Origin of the sequence: Acinetobacter sp. YH12128 (assembly GCF_013418655.1) — a bacterium.
GTDB classification, from domain to species: domain Bacteria; phylum Pseudomonadota; class Gammaproteobacteria; order Pseudomonadales; family Moraxellaceae; genus Acinetobacter; species Acinetobacter amyesii.
Map to the genome: position 1 here is coordinate 47693 of NZ_VPBO01000019.1, position 16276 is coordinate 63968.

Genomic DNA, 16276 nt, shown 5'->3' on the forward strand with positions numbered 1-16276 from the left:
CATAAAAAAGCCCGCAAATTTGCGGGCATTTAGAATCTTTGAATGCTTGAATTAAGCAACTTGAACTGGAATACAGTTCGCTGTGTGGTTCACTGTGTTATTTGGGTTCGCATAGACTAAACGTGGCTTATGTGCATTTGCTTCAGCTTCTGTGAAATCGCCAAAAGTTGCAATAATCATCAAATCACCAATATCTGCTTGGTGAGCAGCACCGCCATTTACAGAGATAATGCCAGAACCTTCTTCACCACGAATGGCATAAGTGGTAAAACGCTTACCATTAGTCACGTTCCACATATGAATTTCTTCATATTCACGGATACCGGCTAAATCTAGAAGAATACCGTCAATTGCACAAGAACCTTCATAATGTAATTCTGCTTGTGTAACGACGCAACGGTGGATTTTAGCTTTTAATAAACGAGATAGCATGGCTAGCGTCTCCTTGGTAGACCTAAGATCGTATCTTATGGTGGAACAATCTCTTGAATGCTGGGTGAGCAGTCAAATGCAAGCGCATTTTGCTCTGAAATCATTCAGATGGCAATAAGTATTGTTCAACAATTTGTGGAATTGTCAGTTCTATTTGTAAGCATTGATCTGGTTCATGGCTTGCTGAATCTCACCACTTACCAACAATTTAGTACGTGATAAGGCATGTGCAATTGCATCATCCATTAAACCTTGTTCACTACTTGGTGCTTTACCTAAAACATGGCCTGAGACACGTTCTTTAGAACCAGGATGACCAATACCAATACGTAAACGATGGAAATTTGGACCAATATGCGGGACGATATCGCGTAAACCATTATGACCACCATGACCACCGCCCGTTTTCAGGCGAATGACACCCGGGTTCATATCGAGTTCATCGTGTGCGATAAGCATTGCTTCAGGAGCAATTTGATAGAATTTGGCGAAGGGAACAACACTTTGACCTGAGAGGTTCATAAAGGTTGTGGGTAACAGCAGACGAACGTCTTGACCTTCGATATTACCACGACCACTGATGCCTTTATATTTAGGATCAGCTTTAAGTTGGATGCCATATTGTTCTGCAAGGCGTTCTACAAACCAGAAGCCTGCATTATGGCGGGTTTGGGCATACTCAGAACCTGGGTTACCCAAACCAACAATCAGTGAAAGTTTGCTCACTCATTTACACCATTTAACACTTATGCGCGTTTGAAGTCAGCGTGCATAGGAGTGTTTTTAGCTGGGTGACGTTGTAAAGCTTGGATTTTAACGCTTTCAGCTTTACCGTCGATGTTGATTTCAACAACTTCTTCAAAGAACGCGTTGCTTTCTAAAGCTTTAACAAGTTCGCGAAGTTCTAAAGTAACTGCTACAGGTTCAGCTGCACCACCGTAGATGATTGCTGGTACTTTATTTTGAAGACGAAGGCGGCGGCTCGAACCTTTCCCTTGTACTGCTTCTTCACGTGCTACTGCATTTAATACGAAGTTTGCCATGATAGACATTCCTATTTAAGTTTAATTGACTAGACCTTCGACCAGTCTAGTGATAGAAAGCCCCACCAAAAGGCAGGGCTTTTAAATTTAGCGCTATATTATAGATAAGAATCGAACATTGCGCTAATAGATTCTTCGTTGTTAATACGACGAATTGTTTCAGCAACCATACTTGCAACTGAAACTTGGCGAATCTTACCAAGAGCTTGAGCTTCTTCTGAAAGCGGAATGGTGTCTGTTACAACCAATTCGTCAATCACAGAGTTTTTCAAGTTTTCTAAAGCTTTACCAGAAAGTACTGGGTGAGTTGCGTAAGCAACAACTTTGCGAGCACCAAAAGTTTTTAGTGCGTCAGCAGCTTTACACAATGTACCTGCTGTATCCACCATATCATCAACGATGACACAGTCACGGCCTTTAACGTCACCGATCAAGTGCATTACTTGAGATTCATTCGCTTTTTGACGGCGTTTGTCGATGATCGCAAGATCGATATCACCCATTTGCTTAGCAACAGCACGCGCACGTACTACACCACCAACGTCAGGAGAAACAACCATTAAGTTGTCGTGTGACTGTTGACGAAGATCTGCTAAAAGCGCAGGAGTACCGTAGATGTTGTCTACAGGAATATCGAAGAAACCTTGGATTTGGTCAGCATGAAGGTCGATCATGACAACGCGGTCAATACCAACAGTTGTAAGCATATCTGCAACAACTTTTGCTGTAATTGGCACACGGCTTGAACGTGGACGACGATCTTGACGAGCATAACCAAAGTAAGGAATGACAGCAGTGATACGACCAGCACTTGCACGACGCAAAGCATCAGCCATAACTAAGATTTCCATAAGGTTATCGTTAGTTGGGGCACAAGTTGGTTGTACGATGAATACGTCTTTACCACGAACATTTTCAGTAATTTCGACAGCGATTTCACCGTCAGAAAATTGACCTACAGATGCAGCACCTAGAGGGATGTGAAGGTGGCTAACGACTTTTTGGGCGAATTGTGGATGTGCAGATCCACTAAAAACGACAAGATTGGGCATGAAGCACCCTTGGCGGTTGGCAAATTAGGGAATTAGATGGCAGGGGCGGCTGGATTCGAACCAACGGATGCCGAGATCAAAACCCGGTGCCTTACCACTTGGCGACGCCCCTAATGCGGCAGAACTTTAATATTTTTGCGGTATTTTGTCAAGTTGAAACAACAAAGATACTGCAAATTATGCTCTGTCTTTTTTGAAGTAAATGGCAGGGGCGGCTGGATTCGAACCAACGGATGCCGAGATCAAAACCCGGTGCCTTACCACTTGGCGACGCCCCTAAATTGATGAAATAGCGAATAAAGTAAATGGCAGGGGCGGCTGGATTCGAACCAACGGATGCCGAGATCAAAACCCGGTGCCTTACCACTTGGCGACGCCCCTAATACTTTACTGCAATTACATCTACAGGTGAAAAATGATGGCAGGGGCGGCTGGATTCGAACCAACGGATGCCGAGATCAAAACCCGGTGCCTTACCACTTGGCGACGCCCCTATATCAAACTTCAAAATGACGTAATGGTGATTCTTGTAAACTGCGAACCAAGTAAGATTTACATGGTGCATTTTTCAATATGTCATCAATATTCATATTTTCAGTTACTTCAGTAAATACACAAGCACCTGTACCTGTAAGCTTTGCGGCACCGAACTGATCTAAGTACTGCATTGCTTCATCGACTTCGGGATATAAGCTTCGTGCCACAGGCTCAAAGTTATTTCCAAAATCAGATGGCGTTTCCTGATAGCCGCAAAATTTAGTGGGCTTTGAGTCTCTTGTCAACGTTTTTTGTGAAAAAAGCAGTTGAGTGCTGATAAAACAGTCAGGTTTCAGCACAATGTACTGTTTTTGAGCTAAATCTATGAATGTTAAGTGTTCACCGATGCCTTCAGCCCATGCATTTAGACCATGTACAAACACGGGAACATCTGCCCCAAGTTGTAAGCCGAGTTCTGCTAGTTGTTCAGTATTTAGACCACATTTCCACAGTTGATTGAGCACAATAAGGGTTGTTGCTGCATTGGATGAACCACCACCGAGCCCTGCACCCATCGGAATATTTTTTTCGATGTGGATTTTTTGTGCAGTCAGTGCTTTAGCAAACGGTTTGAGTATTTGAGCAGCACGATAAATTAAATTTTGCTCTAGATTGACGCTGTTTAAGCCCTCAATTTGAATAAAATCTTCATCAGCTGAATTTGCGCGTGGATGAAATTCCATCCAATCAGATAAATCGATGAGCTGAAAAATCGTTTGTAATTCGTGATATCCATTCGGACGTCGGCCAGTAATGTGCAAAAACAAATTGAGTTTTGCAGGAGAAGGTACACGAATCATGGAAGTCATAGTTCAGCTTTTAGGCAAATTAACGATTTTGAATCACCATTGTAATACGGTTTTCCTGACCGGATTCAAGTGCTTGTTTTAAAATTAACTTGTTCGGTACCGTCGCAGTCTCGTTATAGCTTAGGTCAACCGTCCAACCATCTTCAATAATCTGTTGTGGGCGCTGTGCAGTATCGCGTTGAATTTTTGCTTGTGTGGTTGCAGGGCGCGCCTGTACCCAGTCGACGAGGTGGGTAATGGGAGCTTGCCAACCAGTAGCACGTTCCAGTAATTCTTCAGGTGTTTCTGCTTCAATTAAACCGGTTTTTGCACTGTTTAACTGAACTTGACCGGGTTTACCGCTGATTTGAGTTTTTCCAACACCCAAGATGCCACTCAGTTCGATGTCATATTCATTGCGGTCTTGAACCCAAGTAAAAAAAGCACTTCCTGACTGTTGTGGCGTGCGCACACCAATCTTACCTTGTAAGTTGAATTGATTTGCAGCGACTTCTTCAGGGCTGGGTTGATCGGGTGTTTTAACATATTGCTGACAACCGGTAAAAAATAAAGCGCAGCAGGTCAGGGCAGATACCCCAAATTTTGAAGATACTTGCATAAAGTCTTTCTAACTCTTTTTCATGGGTTGGGGTAACAATAACGAATGTAGTTGCTCTAATTGCGGATCATTCGGATGTTTTTGTTGGAGTTGTTGTAACAACGCGTCAAATTTATTCATATCACCTTGCATGAAGACTGATCGTGCATAGCGAATGCCAATTTTTAAACTATTACTCAGTTCATACGCTTTGGCCAAAACCGATGCAGAGGTACTAAAATCATTTTGCAAATAACAAATATAACCGAACGTATCTAAAATTGAGGCTTGCTCAGGAGCATATTCTAAGGCATGTTCGACGTATTTTCGGGCTTCATCTAAGCGTCTATTTTGTACCGCCAAGGTATAGGCATATGCATTTAAATAGGTCGGGCTATTGGGTTCAATTTCAAGTAATTGTTTTAGTAATTGGTCGAGTCTATCTTTATCTTGATGGGCGTCGAGCAGAAGAACTTCGGCATAAATGAGCTCAGGATCTTCGGGCAAGTTTTTTACCGCTTCATCAAGCAAACGGACTGCTGCTTTTTTATTGTTCATGCGTTTTAAAATATCTGCCTGAGCAAGATATAAGAAACTGGCATGTTGAGGATAATTAACCCGCTCTTGGGTTAAAAAGCGCAGTGCATCATGCAGCTTATTTTGCTGGCTAAAAATGCTGATCATATTGCGCCGTGAAACTGTATAAAGACTGCCATCAACAAGGCGATAATAGGCTTTTGCCGTTTCATAATGCTGTTTGCGTTCAGCATTTACTGCGAGATAGTAATACGCTTCATTTTGGTATTTGCTCGAATAACGTAACTCCACCAAATACTTTTCGGCTTTTTCATAAAGCTCTAAGTCAATACTGGTCAAACCTGCCATAAATAGCGGTTCTTCAGCAGATGGCCATTTCTTTAGTATATCTTCGAGTTTTTCTAGACCTAATTCTGACTGATTGATTTTAATTAAATATTTTGCTTCTGCTAAGCGAACTTCCATATTGTTGCGGTGTTTACGGCTGGATTTTTCGAACCATTTTAAGGTTTCTTCTTCATCGCCTAACGACATAAGTAAATTGGCTTTCATTAGGATATAGCCAGTCACTTTCGGGCGTTTTTTCAGTGCTAAATTAATGGTGTCTAAGGCATCAGCAAAGGCACCATTTTGAGCTTGTAAACCTGCGACTAAGACCAAAATAGAAGGGTTGGTTTTTTCCTTGCTAGCGGTCAGTGCTTGAATCAGATAAGCGCGATCTTCCTCTGATTCAGGGGAAATACCCGCCAAAATTTGTTCTAAATCTGCATTTGGGTCAATGGTTAAAATTTTATCAAGTGTTTCGGCGGCAAGCTCATATTCATGGGCTTTCAAAGCAATATGTGATAAATAAAATAATGCTGGTACATCTTCAGGTTCTTGCACAACCCAATGTGTAGCAATATCTAAGGCTGCTTGTAAATCATTTTGCTCAATTGCAACGTTTAAAGCACGTTGTTTGACCATGGTGGATTTACTTTTGATTGCAAGCACGGTGTAGTTATGAAGCGCGGTTGGAATGTCGTTATAGGCTAAGGCAAATTCCGCAATCATACTTTGTTTAATTGCATCATATCCTGAATTTGCATGGTAAACTTCTCCCACGGCCCGAATTGGGGCAGTAGAAGCCATGCTACCGACAAGTAAGAATGTGGTAGAATACTGCTTTATTGTCTGGCCGTTCAGTCGGCTATTTGTTAGACGCAATTTTTCTTGATCCAAGTAATGCTTTTTATGACACCGATGTTGCACAATAGCATAAATTTAGCGAAATGATGATCTGATATGTCTTTCTTTGCATTGGGTGTCAACCATCAAACCGCTTCTGTAGAGCTGCGTGAACAGATTGCATTTAACCCTGAAAAGTTAACTGCACTGCTTGAACAGCAAAGCCATACGCCTGAACTCAATGACATGGTGGTGGTGTCTACATGTAATCGTACCGAAGTCTATGCGATGTCTGAAAATGCAGACATGGTATTGAATTGGCTCGCCCAATCAAATGGTATCGATGTAAAGCAATTGTCAAATCATGTGTATCGTTATGAAAATGCACAGGCGGTGACACACCTCATGCGTGTGGCTAGCGGCTTGGATTCGCTCATGCTTGGTGAGCCTCAAATCTTAGGTCAAGTTAAAACGGCTTTGTCATTAGCCAAAGATGCCGAAACTGTCTCCCCAAATTTAAACCGTATTTTTGAATATGCCTTTTATGCGGCAAAACGAGTGCGTTCTGAAACAGCAGTCGGAAGTCATGCGGTATCGATGGGCTATGCTGTTGCTCAGCTCGCTTTACAGGTCTTTAGTCAACCTGAAAAATTGACGGTCATGATTGTTGCTGCTGGTGAAATGAATAGCTTGGTTGCGAAGCATTTGGCCGAAATGGGTGTGGGTAGAATTATTATCTGTAACCGTACACGTGCCCGTGCTGAAGCTTTATCCCAAGAGATTGCTCATCGTGTAGAAGTTGAAATAATTGATTTTGCAGATTTGGCAGACAATTTACATCGCGCAGATGTAATTTCAAGTTGTACTGGAAGCTTGCATCAAGTGATTTATTTTGCGGATGTCAAAGCAGCATTGAAAAAACGCCGTTATAAACAAATGTTGTTGGTCGATTTGGCGGTACCCCGTGATATTGAAGCCAAAGTTGAAAGTTTAGATGGTGTTTATTTATATGGTGTAGATGATCTGCAAACAGTCATAGAAGAAAACTTGGCTCAGCGTCGTCAGGCGGCAGTTGAAGCCGAAGTGATGGTCAATCAGCTTGCGACAGATTTAATCACACAGCAAAAAGTGAATTTGGCTGGCTCGACAATTCATGCATACCGTGAACATGGGGAGTCATTACGTCAAGAAGAGCTGGCTTTGGCCTTGAATCGTCTACAAAAGGGTGAAGATGCTGCGAAGATTATGCAAGAAATGTCACATCGTTTAACCCAAAAGTTGCTGCATCCAACTTCTATCGTGCTGCGAAATGCAGCAATGGCGGAAGACCCAGCATATTTTGAAATGATAGAGCAAGATTTAGTTAATGTGGCTGAAAATCGCCGTAAACCAAAGAAATAAATAAGCTGATTCATTGAATAGTATGTTGTTCACAGCTTGAACTTGAAGTTAAAACCTGTTGTTAAGCAGGTAACATCATAAGCGCCATATGATTCAAATAAAAGAACGATACGCGGTAAGGTCATCCGCAAGTGTTTGAGACAGGACTACTTCTAATCAAAAATGTTTTTTGCGATATTTTCAATAATTTGACGCTAATGAACGAGTTCTGCGGATGATAATGGTTTTGGGTACTTTTGCCGAAACAAAAGTACCTCCAGCCGAAGGCTAATCCCTTTATTCGATCCCTAGAGGCAGGACTCCGTCGAATAGAATTAAAAATCATTTTAAAAATGCGTAATTTTTTTACGGTCGTAACATGAGTTAAAACTTAATCTTCAAGGAGTGTGAGCGATCTTTTTTTATCAATATCATAAATACGTTGTTTTAAATTACGCATTTCTGCAAGGCTAGAAAACTTATTCGACTTGATCTTGAGTTGTAAGAATTGATATTGCAATTTTGTCGATAAATCTGCTGCGAGTTTATCTGCTTGTTCAGGTGATGATGTATAGTCACTGATATTGGCATGCTCTAAAATATGTTGTAATTCATGATGATGTGCTGCGCAAGCACCGAGTACATAATAGGTCGATAACTCTGGGTCATCAGGCAATTCATCAAAAATCACATTGAAAATATTTAAAACGTGATAAAGCAAGAGATCTTGTGAAACTAAGGCGCGTAAAGGCTCAAAATGAATGTAGAGATAAGGATGATTGATTAAAATCGCAATCACATATTCTTCAGCATCAATTTTTGTACTAAAGCTCAGAGACGCATCATTATTGACTTGAGGCTGCCACTTTCGGCTAAACCCTAATTTTTCACGGAAATATTGTTGTAGCAAATAACGATATGAACCACCTTTCGGTAACAGTTCAGTCAGTTGTCTCAGTTCACCCATCACCTGACTTTTACCTTCAGGCGAAGCAACATTATGATTTTGCGTTAAATGTGCAAAAACAAATTCAGAAAGTAGCGGTGAGGTGTCCAATAAACGTCGAAAATTTTCGATACCTTCACGACGGATCAATGAATCTGGGTCGTGGTCATTCGGCAAAACAAAGAATTTAAGTTCTCGTCCATCATTCAGTAATGGCAGGGCAATTTCAAGCGTACGACGAGCTGCTTTTTGACCCGCGGCATCACCATCAAATGCAATGGTAATACGGCTATTTTGCTTAAATAAAATGTTTAAATGTTCTGTATTACTGGCTGTCCCAAGAGTTGCTACAGCGCCATGAATGCCATATTGCTGAAGGGCAATGACATCCATATAACCTTCGACCATTAACCAGTCTTGGGCTTTTTGTTTACGGCCTTCATATAAACCATAAAGTAACTGGTTTTTATGGAAAACTTCAGAGTCTGGAGAGTTGATATACTTCGGTTTGATTTCATCATTTAGGGCACGACCACCAAAACCGACCACACGACCTTTCGCATCTCGAATCGGGAAAATCACCCGCTCGCGCAGTAGGTCAAAGTCACGACCACTGTCACTGGTTCGAATCAAACCGAGAAGTTTGAGTCCTTCGATATCTTGTGGAAAGGCTTTTTCTAAATGTTGCCAATCTTCAGGGGCATAGCCTAAGCGCCAATAGGCGATGGTGTCTGCACTGAGACCCCGTTGTTTAAAATAAGCTTGCCCAATTGGACTGAGCGGAAGTTGTTGTTCATAAAACTGTGCGACATTTTCCAGCAAGTCATATAAGTTTCCATCTTGCGGCACATCTTCAAAAGCATTGGCAACTTGGTCAAAGTGAGCAAACGGATCGCTCCCATAAAAGGCTTCTTCGCTATTTTGAAACTCAGCAAATGGGTCGTGTTCGAAATTTACTGCAGCAGGAGCAGTCTGTGTTTCGCCTGTTTGGGGCGTCAGAGCTTTTGTTTCGATTGCAGGTTTTTGTACAGCTTTGGGTTTAGATTCGCGTTTATATTTGAGTTTATTGGAATCGTTATTGTCTTTCGGTAGTTCAATACCTGTTTGGCTTGATAAATCCTTCATTACTTCAATAAAGTTACGGCTACCAATATCCATTAAAAAACGGATGGCATTACCATTGGCCTGACAACCAAAGCAGTGAAAATATTGTTTATCACGATAGACATGGAAAGATGGCGATTTTTCCTGATGGAATGGGCAGCATCCTGAGTAGGTGCGTCCAGTCTTTTTCAATTTCACAAATTGACCAATCACATCGACAATATCGGTGCGATCTAAAATTTGATCAATTGTATGTTGAGGAATGGCCATGCTGTTTTATCTGTCTATCTATTGAATTTGGGCAGTTCGTGAAATATGTTGAAATCAGCAATGCTGTAAGTTCAGTGGGGATGCAGTACAGCATCGTCCATCGAACTATTGTATACCTTTTAATCTAACCGAATCTGTAGATCCTGAAAAGATAAAAGGGCAAGTATTCTAACTTGCCCTTTGTGAAAAATCGACCTTCGTTGCGACTATATTATTCAGCTGATTCTGACGACTCAGTTTTTTCGCTATGAGGACGATCCAATAAGCCAAAGCTTAAACGATTGGTTAAACTGCGTTTTTCTTCATCAGTTTCAACTGCGTCTGTAGAGGTTTGCTCAGACATCGTTTGTGCTTCTTTACCGAAAATACCTAAGGTTGCACGGTTAAGGAAGCTGCCTTCACTACGTGCAGCACGCATATTGACCGTACCGTCTGACTTCACAAGTTTTGGATAGTTCAGTTTAAGTACTTCAATGTATTGCTGAGACGTGGTTTTATCACCAAGTTTGTCATAACCATAGGCTACAGTCGCTAGAGCTTCTGGAACTTGTGGCGCTTGCGGATAATGTTCGATCACCCAAAGTGAACGTTCAACAGCAGCTAACCATGCTTTACGCTTCACATTAAAACGTGCCGCATTCATTTCGCTTTCAGCCAATTCTTGACTGATGAACTTCATACGTTGTGCGGCATCGACTGCATATTCGCTCGATGGGTAGCGACGGATAAAGTCGACAAAGTTTTGATAAGCCACTTTGAGATAGCTCACATCACGGTGCGATTGCTTTAAAGAAGTATAGCGAAGCAAACCATTGTAGTTTTGCTCCATGTTTGAAACACCACGCACGTAGTACGCATAATCAACTTGCGGATGTTGTGGGTTCATACGAATAAAACGGTCTGCAAGTGCAATCGCAGCTTCATAGTCTTTTTGCTGAAACTTTACATACAATAGTTCAAGTTGTGCTTGCTGCGCATAGTTACCTGTAGGGTAGTAGGTCTCTAGAGCTTCAAGGTGTTTTGCTGCATCTGTATATTGGTTACGTTCAAGCGCTTTTTGTGCTTTTTCGATATAAATCTGTTCGCTTGATTGTGGACCTGTATCGACCACTTCTTTCTTTGGATTACTGCTACAGCCTACCATTGCCGATGCAATGCCTATTGTTAGAGCAAGCATTGTCATTTTATATTTTGGTAGCGACATAAAAATTCCTCTGTTAATACGGGCAATGAGCTACAATTGAACTATTAAACCACTTTTGTCTGAATGAGCAAATGAGTCAAGCACAATCTTCCAATTCTAATTTCCCTGAAACTGATTTCAATTTACTTGAAGATTCTGAGGATGCAGATAACCATACTTCAGACTCAACTGCAACACGTTTATCGTTGCAATTTCAATTGGATGAAAGCTATTTAGGACAACGTATTGATCAGGTTTCAGCACTGGTTTGGACTGATTTTTCTCGCGAAAAGCTAAAACAGTGGCTTAAAGAGGGCCATTTGTTGGTCAATGGTAACACTGTGAAACCAAAGTACAAATGCGAAGGCACAGAGTTACTGACTTTAGACGTCGAGTTAGAAGCACAAACACGTAGCTTACCTGAAGATATTCCACTCAATATTGTCTATGAAGATGACGATATTATGGTGATTAATAAACCTGTCGGTATGGTTGTTCATCCGGGCGCTGGAAACAGTACAGGGACATTGGTGAATGCAATTTTGCATCACTACCCAAAATCTTCAGAGTTGACCCGTGCAGGTTTGGTGCATCGTATTGATAAAGACACCTCAGGTCTGTTGGTAGTTGCGAAAAACCTCGAATCCCAATTTTCTTTAAGTAAGCAATTGGCGAAGAAATCGGTTTACCGTATTTACGATTTGATCGTATATGGCAACATTATTGCCGGCGGTACAGTGGATGAGCCGATTAAACGTCATCCTGTTGATCGCATTAAAATGGCAGTCTTGCCGGGCGGTAAAGATGCGGTGACTCACTATAATGTGAAAGAACGTTTCCAAAACTTTACCCGCGTTCAAGCACGTCTAGAAACGGGTCGTACCCATCAAATTCGTGTGCATTTCACGTATATCGGTCATGGTCTCGTAGGCGATCAAGTGTACGTACCACGTGTACGTATGCCTGCAGGCGCGTCGATGTTATTAGATGACACTTTACGTGGCTTTAAACGTCAAGCGTTACATGCGGTTAAATTGGGTCTTGTTCATCCACGTACAGGTGAAGACATGATGTTTGAAGCACCATGGCCTGAAGACTTTAATCAATTGGTTGAAGTTTTACGTAGCGAAAACAAAGCTTATTAAGTTTTAAACTGATTTACACGCCATAGATAGAAAAGGACGGCAACATGCAATTTGTTCAGGGACTTCCACAAGGTGTTTTTGTGGGACAAACTCGAGTTCATCATGATCAGACGCAACCCGCTGAACAACCTGAACTGGCAGGATTCAATCTGGCATTGCATGTAGGAGATGATGCAGCACGTGTGCAAAAGCACCGGATGCAATTGCTCAAAGACTTTGCTGAATATGGCGTGAATAAAATCAGTTGGATGAACCAAACGCACAGTACGCTATGCCATCGCATTGATGAACAGATCAACTTTGTTGCACCCGAAGGCGATGGTATGGTCACGCAGTCTAAACACCATGCCCTGATGATGATGACCGCAGACTGCTTGCCCGTGGTTTTGGGTAATGCTGACGGGACTGAAGTTGCTAATCTGCATGCAGGTTGGAAGGGTCTAGCAAATGGTATTGTGGAAAACACTATTGCAGTCATGTACACTCAGCCAACATGGGCTTGGTTGGGGGCAGCTATTTGCCAAGAGAGTTTTGAAATTGGTGCAGAAGTCAAAGCTGCCTTTTGTTCCAAATACCCAGAACTTGAAAGTGCATTTAAAGCTGGTGTAAGGGAAGGCAAATATTATGCTGATCTTTATGCGATAGCGCGTTATATTCTTGCATTACATGGGGTTAAAGCCGTAACAGGTGGCGACCAATGTAGCTTTTTGCAAGCTGAAGAATATTTTTCTTATCGCCGCGAAGCGAAAACAGGACGTATGGCAACATTCGTCTTTATGCTTTGAAAATGCTAAACTTGACTGAATCTATCGACTTTTAAATGTTATGTCTTTGACTGCTAAATCTCTTGCTGTTGTTTACCACAGCCCCTATGGGCACACTGCCAAAGTGGCGAATTTCATTGTACAAGGTGCAGAAAAAGCCGGTGTAAAAGTCCATCTCATGAATGTAGAGCATGTGGATTGGGATGAATTGGACAGTGCAGATGCCATCGTTTTTGGATGCCCAACCTATATGGGCAGTATGAGTGCGGCAATGAAATTATTCATGGAGCAATCATCTAAACGCTGGTTAGCACGGACATGGCAAGGCAAGTTGGCTGCTGGTTTTACCAATGGTGGCGGCTTAAGTGGTGATAAATTGGCAGTATTGCAGCAAATTAATTTATTTGCCATGCAGCACGGCATGTTGTGGAGTGGTCTTCCATTGATGCCAACTGGACGCAGCACAACAGATTTAAATCGGATGTCGAGCTTTTTAGGTTTGATGACACAATCGGATAATGCGCCTGTTGAAGTCACTCCACCTACGGGCGATTTAGAAACCGCCATTTGGTTTGGTGAATATCTGGGGTTGTTGTTAAATAAAGTTAATTAATTTGTAAATAAATTATTTGAACTATCATTTATAAATCTTTGAAAACCCTAGTGATGGAAATGTTACTGGGGTTTTTATTGGCCTAAAATCTGTGAAAATTGGCATTTCGTATAACTAAGATGTGATGTGCGTCATATATTGCCATTCATTTGCGCCAAAGCTATTGATTTAATCTTCTCATAAATTTCACTCTGGATGAGTGGTAAATATTAAAAAGGATTAAACAATAGTAATGGCATTGACCTTATGTGTTTCTGACGTTGTTTTTGCAGCAGAAGGCTTGGTGGGATTAGCCGATGAAGAATTGTCTGCCATCAATGGTGCGGCATTGATGAATATGTCCTATACCGACCCTATTTTAGTCAACCAACAAATGGTCGATGAAAATATTGGTTTCTACAAACTCAGTTTAGATGCCGTCATGGATTTGAACGTCAATGTCAAAAGTTTGCAACTCGGCTGTGGTGGGGTAAATGGGTCAAATGGCTGTGATATTGATATTCGTCATCTAGCGCTGAGTGGTAATGTAACGTTGACCGATGCCAATGGTAATCCCGTCTTTAATGGTGATCGAGCGTCAACAAGTGCCAAACTAAAAAATCCATTTATTGAATTTGCAATTAAAAACCCTAAACAAACCGCTTTACGCGAAGTTAAAGGCTTTCGTGTCAGTGCTGAATCTATTACGGGTTTATTGACCACAGGTATTCAAAATACAGGTGCGTCAACAGACGGGATTAAGTCACTGAGTGGTTATATGAAAATTGCACCGACCACAGGAACAGCAAAGACCCAAGCAGCGCTCTTTGGTGATAGTAGCAGCGAGATTTTATCGGGGAATTTGGTGATTAATACGATTTGGAACAATGATCGTAGCTTTGTCAGCCAACCTGAAAATAGTAAGGGTTTAAAAATTCCTTCAATGAATGTGCCATTTACCGTCCCTGAAATTACCATCAACGGAAAACGACAAACTCAAGCCGTTGCCAAAAATATCAGTGCGACTGTACCGTCGATTCAACTCAATCGAGATAGCGGTAGCATGCAGGTCAAACTTGACCGTAATTTGTTATGGGTAGAAGGGGCGCAGTTCTTTATGGATTCGGGCTCATCAATTGATGGTTTGAAAATGAACATTACCTTTGAGCAAGCCTTAAATATGATTCATAACATTCCATTAAATGGCACAGCAGGTTATTTATCGCTTCAATCTCAAGATATCAGTTGGCCAGATGCCAATGCAGATGATATTGCACGTACAGGTTGGTGGATGTCATTTAAAGACCCGATTAATATTGGCAAATTAAATCCAACATCTGAAGTAGATATTTCAGGCGTCTTGCCACAAGTTGCACAAAAAGTATCGCAAATTTTAACCAATGAACCGATTTATATTCCCTTAGGTTCTGCTGTTGGTGCAGCATTTGGTCTACCGATTTATAAAAATGTCGGTTCAATTAACCTCAGCAATGCCGGTGCGGCCAATTTAACTTTAAAAAATCAGGTCTTGGGGAATCAGGAAGTTCGAACAAACTGTTTTGGTGGGTTGAAATTCTGCTAAATGTGCAATGTATCAATAAAAAAACCTCCAAAATGGAGGTTTTTTATTGAACTTATTTATGAAAAATACGGGCTTTATCACGCTGCCAATCACGGTCTTTTTCCGTTGCACGCTTGTCGTGAAGCTGCTTACCTTTTACTAGGGCGATTTCAAGTTTGGCATGAGGACCTTTCCAGTAACATGCCAAAGGCACACATGAATAACCTTTTTGGTTAATCGCACCTTGTAGTTTTTCAATTTCACGGCGGTTCAGCAATAATTTACGAGTACGAGTCGCTTCAGGCACCACATGCGTTGAAGCACTCAGTAAAGGTTGCACTTGAGCGCCGAATAAAAATGCTTCGCCATTTTTAAACGTAATATAGCTTTCTACGATGGTCATACGACCTGCACGCATTGATTTGACTTCCCAGCCTTGTAATGAAAGACCCGCTTCAAATTTTTCTTCAATGAAATAATCGTGACGCGCACGTTTATTGAGGGCAATCGTACTGCTACTATTTTTTTTAACTACTGCTTTCGTCATAATCAAAAACTTCCAAACTTAGCACTATTGTACCCGAACTTTGAATAAGATGAAGTTTTTAAATTTACAAGCTGACTTCACCTATAAATCAAGATTTTGTTAAAATACCCATCTACAAAATAACAGAGTACAACTGGATGTCTAAAACTCGTGTAATTTATCCGGGCACATTCGATCCAATTACTAATGGTCATATCGACTTAGTGACACGTGCATCACGCATGTTTGACGAAGTTGTCGTGGCAATTGCAATTGGACATCACAAAAACCCTGTGTTTAGTCTGGAAGAGCGTGTTGCACTAGCGCAAGAGTCTTTAAGTCATTTGTCAAATGTTGAGTTTGTAGGTTTTGATGGGCTGTTGGTCAATTTCTTTAACGAGCAAAAAGCAACAGCCGTATTACGTGGTTTACGTGCAGTTTCAGATTTTGAATATGAATTTCAATTGGCAAATATGAATCGCCGTTTGGACAGTAAATTTGAAGCGGTGTTCTTAACCCCATCAGAGCAATATTCGTTTATTTCATCTACGCTCGTGCGTGAAATTGCACGTTTAAATGGTGATGTCACTCAGTTTGTACCACAAGCTGTCGTGGAAGCCTTTAAGCGTAAACAACAGCAAGGTTGGTAGA

General features: G+C 41.4%; 16 protein-coding genes and 4 tRNA genes. 6 read left to right on the plus strand and 14 right to left on the minus strand.

Annotation, left to right across the window (positions count from 1 at the left end):
• Nucleotides 1-51 precede the first annotated feature (51 nt).
• The 11 genes from panD to FTU64_RS11315 all read right to left on the minus strand — a co-directional run bounded on the left by panD (nucleotide 52) and on the right by FTU64_RS11315 (nucleotide 6193).
• Entirely contained in the window at nucleotides 52-432 is a 381-nt protein-coding gene (gene panD / locus FTU64_RS11265) for an aspartate 1-decarboxylase (protein WP_078192181.1), read from the minus strand.
• A gap of 150 nt (nucleotides 433-582) precedes the next feature.
• Nucleotides 583-1158: an aminoacyl-tRNA hydrolase gene (gene pth / locus FTU64_RS11270; RefSeq protein ID WP_168378106.1), complete on the minus strand. Its 576-nt coding sequence runs from the start codon at nucleotides 1156-1158 to the stop codon at nucleotides 583-585.
• 20 nt (nucleotides 1159-1178) lie between these two features.
• A complete protein-coding gene (gene rplY / locus FTU64_RS11275; RefSeq protein WP_168378105.1) occupies nucleotides 1179-1475 on the minus strand; it encodes a 50S ribosomal protein L25 in 297 nt (98 codons plus the stop codon).
• 98 nt (nucleotides 1476-1573) lie between these two features.
• Nucleotides 1574-2527: a ribose-phosphate pyrophosphokinase gene (locus tag FTU64_RS11280; RefSeq protein WP_078191360.1), complete on the minus strand. Its 954-nt coding sequence runs from the start codon at nucleotides 2525-2527 to the stop codon at nucleotides 1574-1576.
• Between the two features lie 37 nt (nucleotides 2528-2564).
• A tRNA-Gln gene (locus FTU64_RS11285) sits at nucleotides 2565-2639 on the minus strand.
• A 91-nt stretch (nucleotides 2640-2730) separates the two neighbouring features.
• Nucleotides 2731-2805 (minus strand) — tRNA-Gln (locus FTU64_RS11290).
• A gap of 28 nt (nucleotides 2806-2833) precedes the next feature.
• Nucleotides 2834-2908 (minus strand) — tRNA-Gln (locus FTU64_RS11295).
• 38 nt (nucleotides 2909-2946) lie between these two features.
• Nucleotides 2947-3021, minus strand: a tRNA-Gln gene (locus FTU64_RS11300).
• A gap of 3 nt (nucleotides 3022-3024) precedes the next feature.
• Nucleotides 3025-3864: a 4-(cytidine 5'-diphospho)-2-C-methyl-D-erythritol kinase gene (ispE, locus tag FTU64_RS11305; protein ID WP_180055780.1), complete on the minus strand. Its 840-nt coding sequence runs from the start codon at nucleotides 3862-3864 to the stop codon at nucleotides 3025-3027.
• Between the two features lie 28 nt (nucleotides 3865-3892).
• On the minus strand, nucleotides 3893-4471 hold the full coding sequence (gene lolB, locus FTU64_RS11310) for a lipoprotein insertase outer membrane protein LolB (RefSeq protein ID WP_180005450.1): 579 nt from the start codon (nucleotides 4469-4471) through the stop codon (nucleotides 3893-3895).
• Between the two features lie 9 nt (nucleotides 4472-4480).
• Nucleotides 4481-6193, minus strand: coding sequence for a hypothetical protein (locus FTU64_RS11315; protein ID WP_180005451.1), 1713 nt, complete (start codon nucleotides 6191-6193; stop codon nucleotides 4481-4483).
• Nucleotides 6194-6271: 78 nt separating this feature from the next.
• Here FTU64_RS11315 and hemA point away from each other — a divergent pair, with 78 nt between their 5' ends.
• Nucleotides 6272-7555 carry a glutamyl-tRNA reductase gene (gene hemA / locus FTU64_RS11320; protein WP_078191358.1) on the plus strand — a complete coding sequence of 428 codons (1284 nt, stop codon included), beginning with the start codon at nucleotides 6272-6274 and terminating at the stop codon, nucleotides 7553-7555.
• A 370-nt stretch (nucleotides 7556-7925) separates the two neighbouring features.
• Here hemA and FTU64_RS11325 read toward each other — a convergent pair whose 3' ends face one another.
• Nucleotides 7926-9854 (minus strand): DNA primase, encoded by a 1929-nt coding sequence (locus FTU64_RS11325; RefSeq protein ID WP_180055762.1) that lies wholly within the window; start codon nucleotides 9852-9854, stop codon nucleotides 7926-7928.
• A gap of 211 nt (nucleotides 9855-10065) precedes the next feature.
• Complete coding sequence (locus FTU64_RS11330; protein ID WP_180059757.1) at nucleotides 10066-11058, minus strand: outer membrane protein assembly factor BamD; 993 nt, start codon at nucleotides 11056-11058, stop codon at nucleotides 10066-10068.
• 71 nt (nucleotides 11059-11129) lie between these two features.
• Here FTU64_RS11330 and rluD point away from each other — a divergent pair, with 71 nt between their 5' ends.
• The 4 genes from rluD (at nucleotide 11130) to FTU64_RS11350 (ending at nucleotide 15120) form a co-directional block, all read left to right on the plus strand.
• Nucleotides 11130-12182 (plus strand): 23S rRNA pseudouridine(1911/1915/1917) synthase RluD, encoded by a 1053-nt coding sequence (gene rluD, locus FTU64_RS11335; protein ID WP_078191355.1) that lies wholly within the window; start codon nucleotides 11130-11132, stop codon nucleotides 12180-12182.
• Nucleotides 12183-12226: 44 nt separating this feature from the next.
• Nucleotides 12227-12967 carry a peptidoglycan editing factor PgeF gene (gene pgeF, locus FTU64_RS11340; RefSeq protein WP_180059758.1) on the plus strand — a complete coding sequence of 247 codons (741 nt, stop codon included), beginning with the start codon at nucleotides 12227-12229 and terminating at the stop codon, nucleotides 12965-12967.
• Between the two features lie 40 nt (nucleotides 12968-13007).
• Complete coding sequence (locus tag FTU64_RS11345; RefSeq protein ID WP_180059759.1) at nucleotides 13008-13559, plus strand: flavodoxin family protein; 552 nt, start codon at nucleotides 13008-13010, stop codon at nucleotides 13557-13559.
• Between the two features lie 232 nt (nucleotides 13560-13791).
• Nucleotides 13792-15120, plus strand: coding sequence for a hypothetical protein (locus tag FTU64_RS11350; protein ID WP_180059760.1), 1329 nt, complete (start codon nucleotides 13792-13794; stop codon nucleotides 15118-15120).
• 52 nt (nucleotides 15121-15172) lie between these two features.
• On the opposite strand, the gene smpB is transcribed toward FTU64_RS11350, so the two are convergent.
• Nucleotides 15173-15646 (minus strand): SsrA-binding protein SmpB, encoded by a 474-nt coding sequence (gene smpB / locus FTU64_RS11355; protein ID WP_078191351.1) that lies wholly within the window; start codon nucleotides 15644-15646, stop codon nucleotides 15173-15175.
• A 137-nt stretch (nucleotides 15647-15783) separates the two neighbouring features.
• Here smpB and coaD point away from each other — a divergent pair, with 137 nt between their 5' ends.
• Entirely contained in the window at nucleotides 15784-16275 is a 492-nt protein-coding gene (gene coaD / locus FTU64_RS11360; protein ID WP_078191350.1) for a pantetheine-phosphate adenylyltransferase, read from the plus strand.
• Nucleotide 16276 lies beyond the last annotated feature (1 nt).

What these genes read in the sequence shown, in the direction of transcription:
- hemA (WP_078191358.1), top strand. Translation starts at nt 6,272, where the DNA reads ATGTCTTTCTTTGCATTGGGTGTCAACCATCAAACCGCTTCTGTAGAG.
- FTU64_RS11280 (WP_078191360.1), bottom strand. Translation starts at nt 2,527, where the DNA reads ATGCCCAATCTTGTCGTTTTTAGTGGATCTGCACATCCACAATTCGCC.
- rplY (WP_168378105.1), bottom strand. Translation starts at nt 1,475, where the DNA reads ATGGCAAACTTCGTATTAAATGCAGTAGCACGTGAAGAAGCAGTACAA.
- pgeF (WP_180059758.1), top strand. Translation starts at nt 12,227, where the DNA reads ATGCAATTTGTTCAGGGACTTCCACAAGGTGTTTTTGTGGGACAAACT.
- FTU64_RS11330 (WP_180059757.1), bottom strand. Translation starts at nt 11,058, where the DNA reads ATGTCGCTACCAAAATATAAAATGACAATGCTTGCTCTAACAATAGGC.
- coaD (WP_078191350.1), top strand. Translation starts at nt 15,784, where the DNA reads ATGTCTAAAACTCGTGTAATTTATCCGGGCACATTCGATCCAATTACT.
- panD (WP_078192181.1), bottom strand. Translation starts at nt 432, where the DNA reads ATGCTATCTCGTTTATTAAAAGCTAAAATCCACCGTTGCGTCGTTACA.
- FTU64_RS11350 (WP_180059760.1), top strand. Translation starts at nt 13,792, where the DNA reads ATGGCATTGACCTTATGTGTTTCTGACGTTGTTTTTGCAGCAGAAGGC.
- ispE (WP_180055780.1), bottom strand. Translation starts at nt 3,864, where the DNA reads ATGATTCGTGTACCTTCTCCTGCAAAACTCAATTTGTTTTTGCACATT.
- FTU64_RS11325 (WP_180055762.1), bottom strand. Translation starts at nt 9,854, where the DNA reads ATGGCCATTCCTCAACATACAATTGATCAAATTTTAGATCGCACCGAT.
- rluD (WP_078191355.1), top strand. Translation starts at nt 11,130, where the DNA reads ATGAGTCAAGCACAATCTTCCAATTCTAATTTCCCTGAAACTGATTTC.
- lolB (WP_180005450.1), bottom strand. Translation starts at nt 4,471, where the DNA reads ATGCAAGTATCTTCAAAATTTGGGGTATCTGCCCTGACCTGCTGCGCT.
- FTU64_RS11345 (WP_180059759.1), top strand. Translation starts at nt 13,008, where the DNA reads ATGTCTTTGACTGCTAAATCTCTTGCTGTTGTTTACCACAGCCCCTAT.
- smpB (WP_078191351.1), bottom strand. Translation starts at nt 15,646, where the DNA reads ATGACGAAAGCAGTAGTTAAAAAAAATAGTAGCAGTACGATTGCCCTC.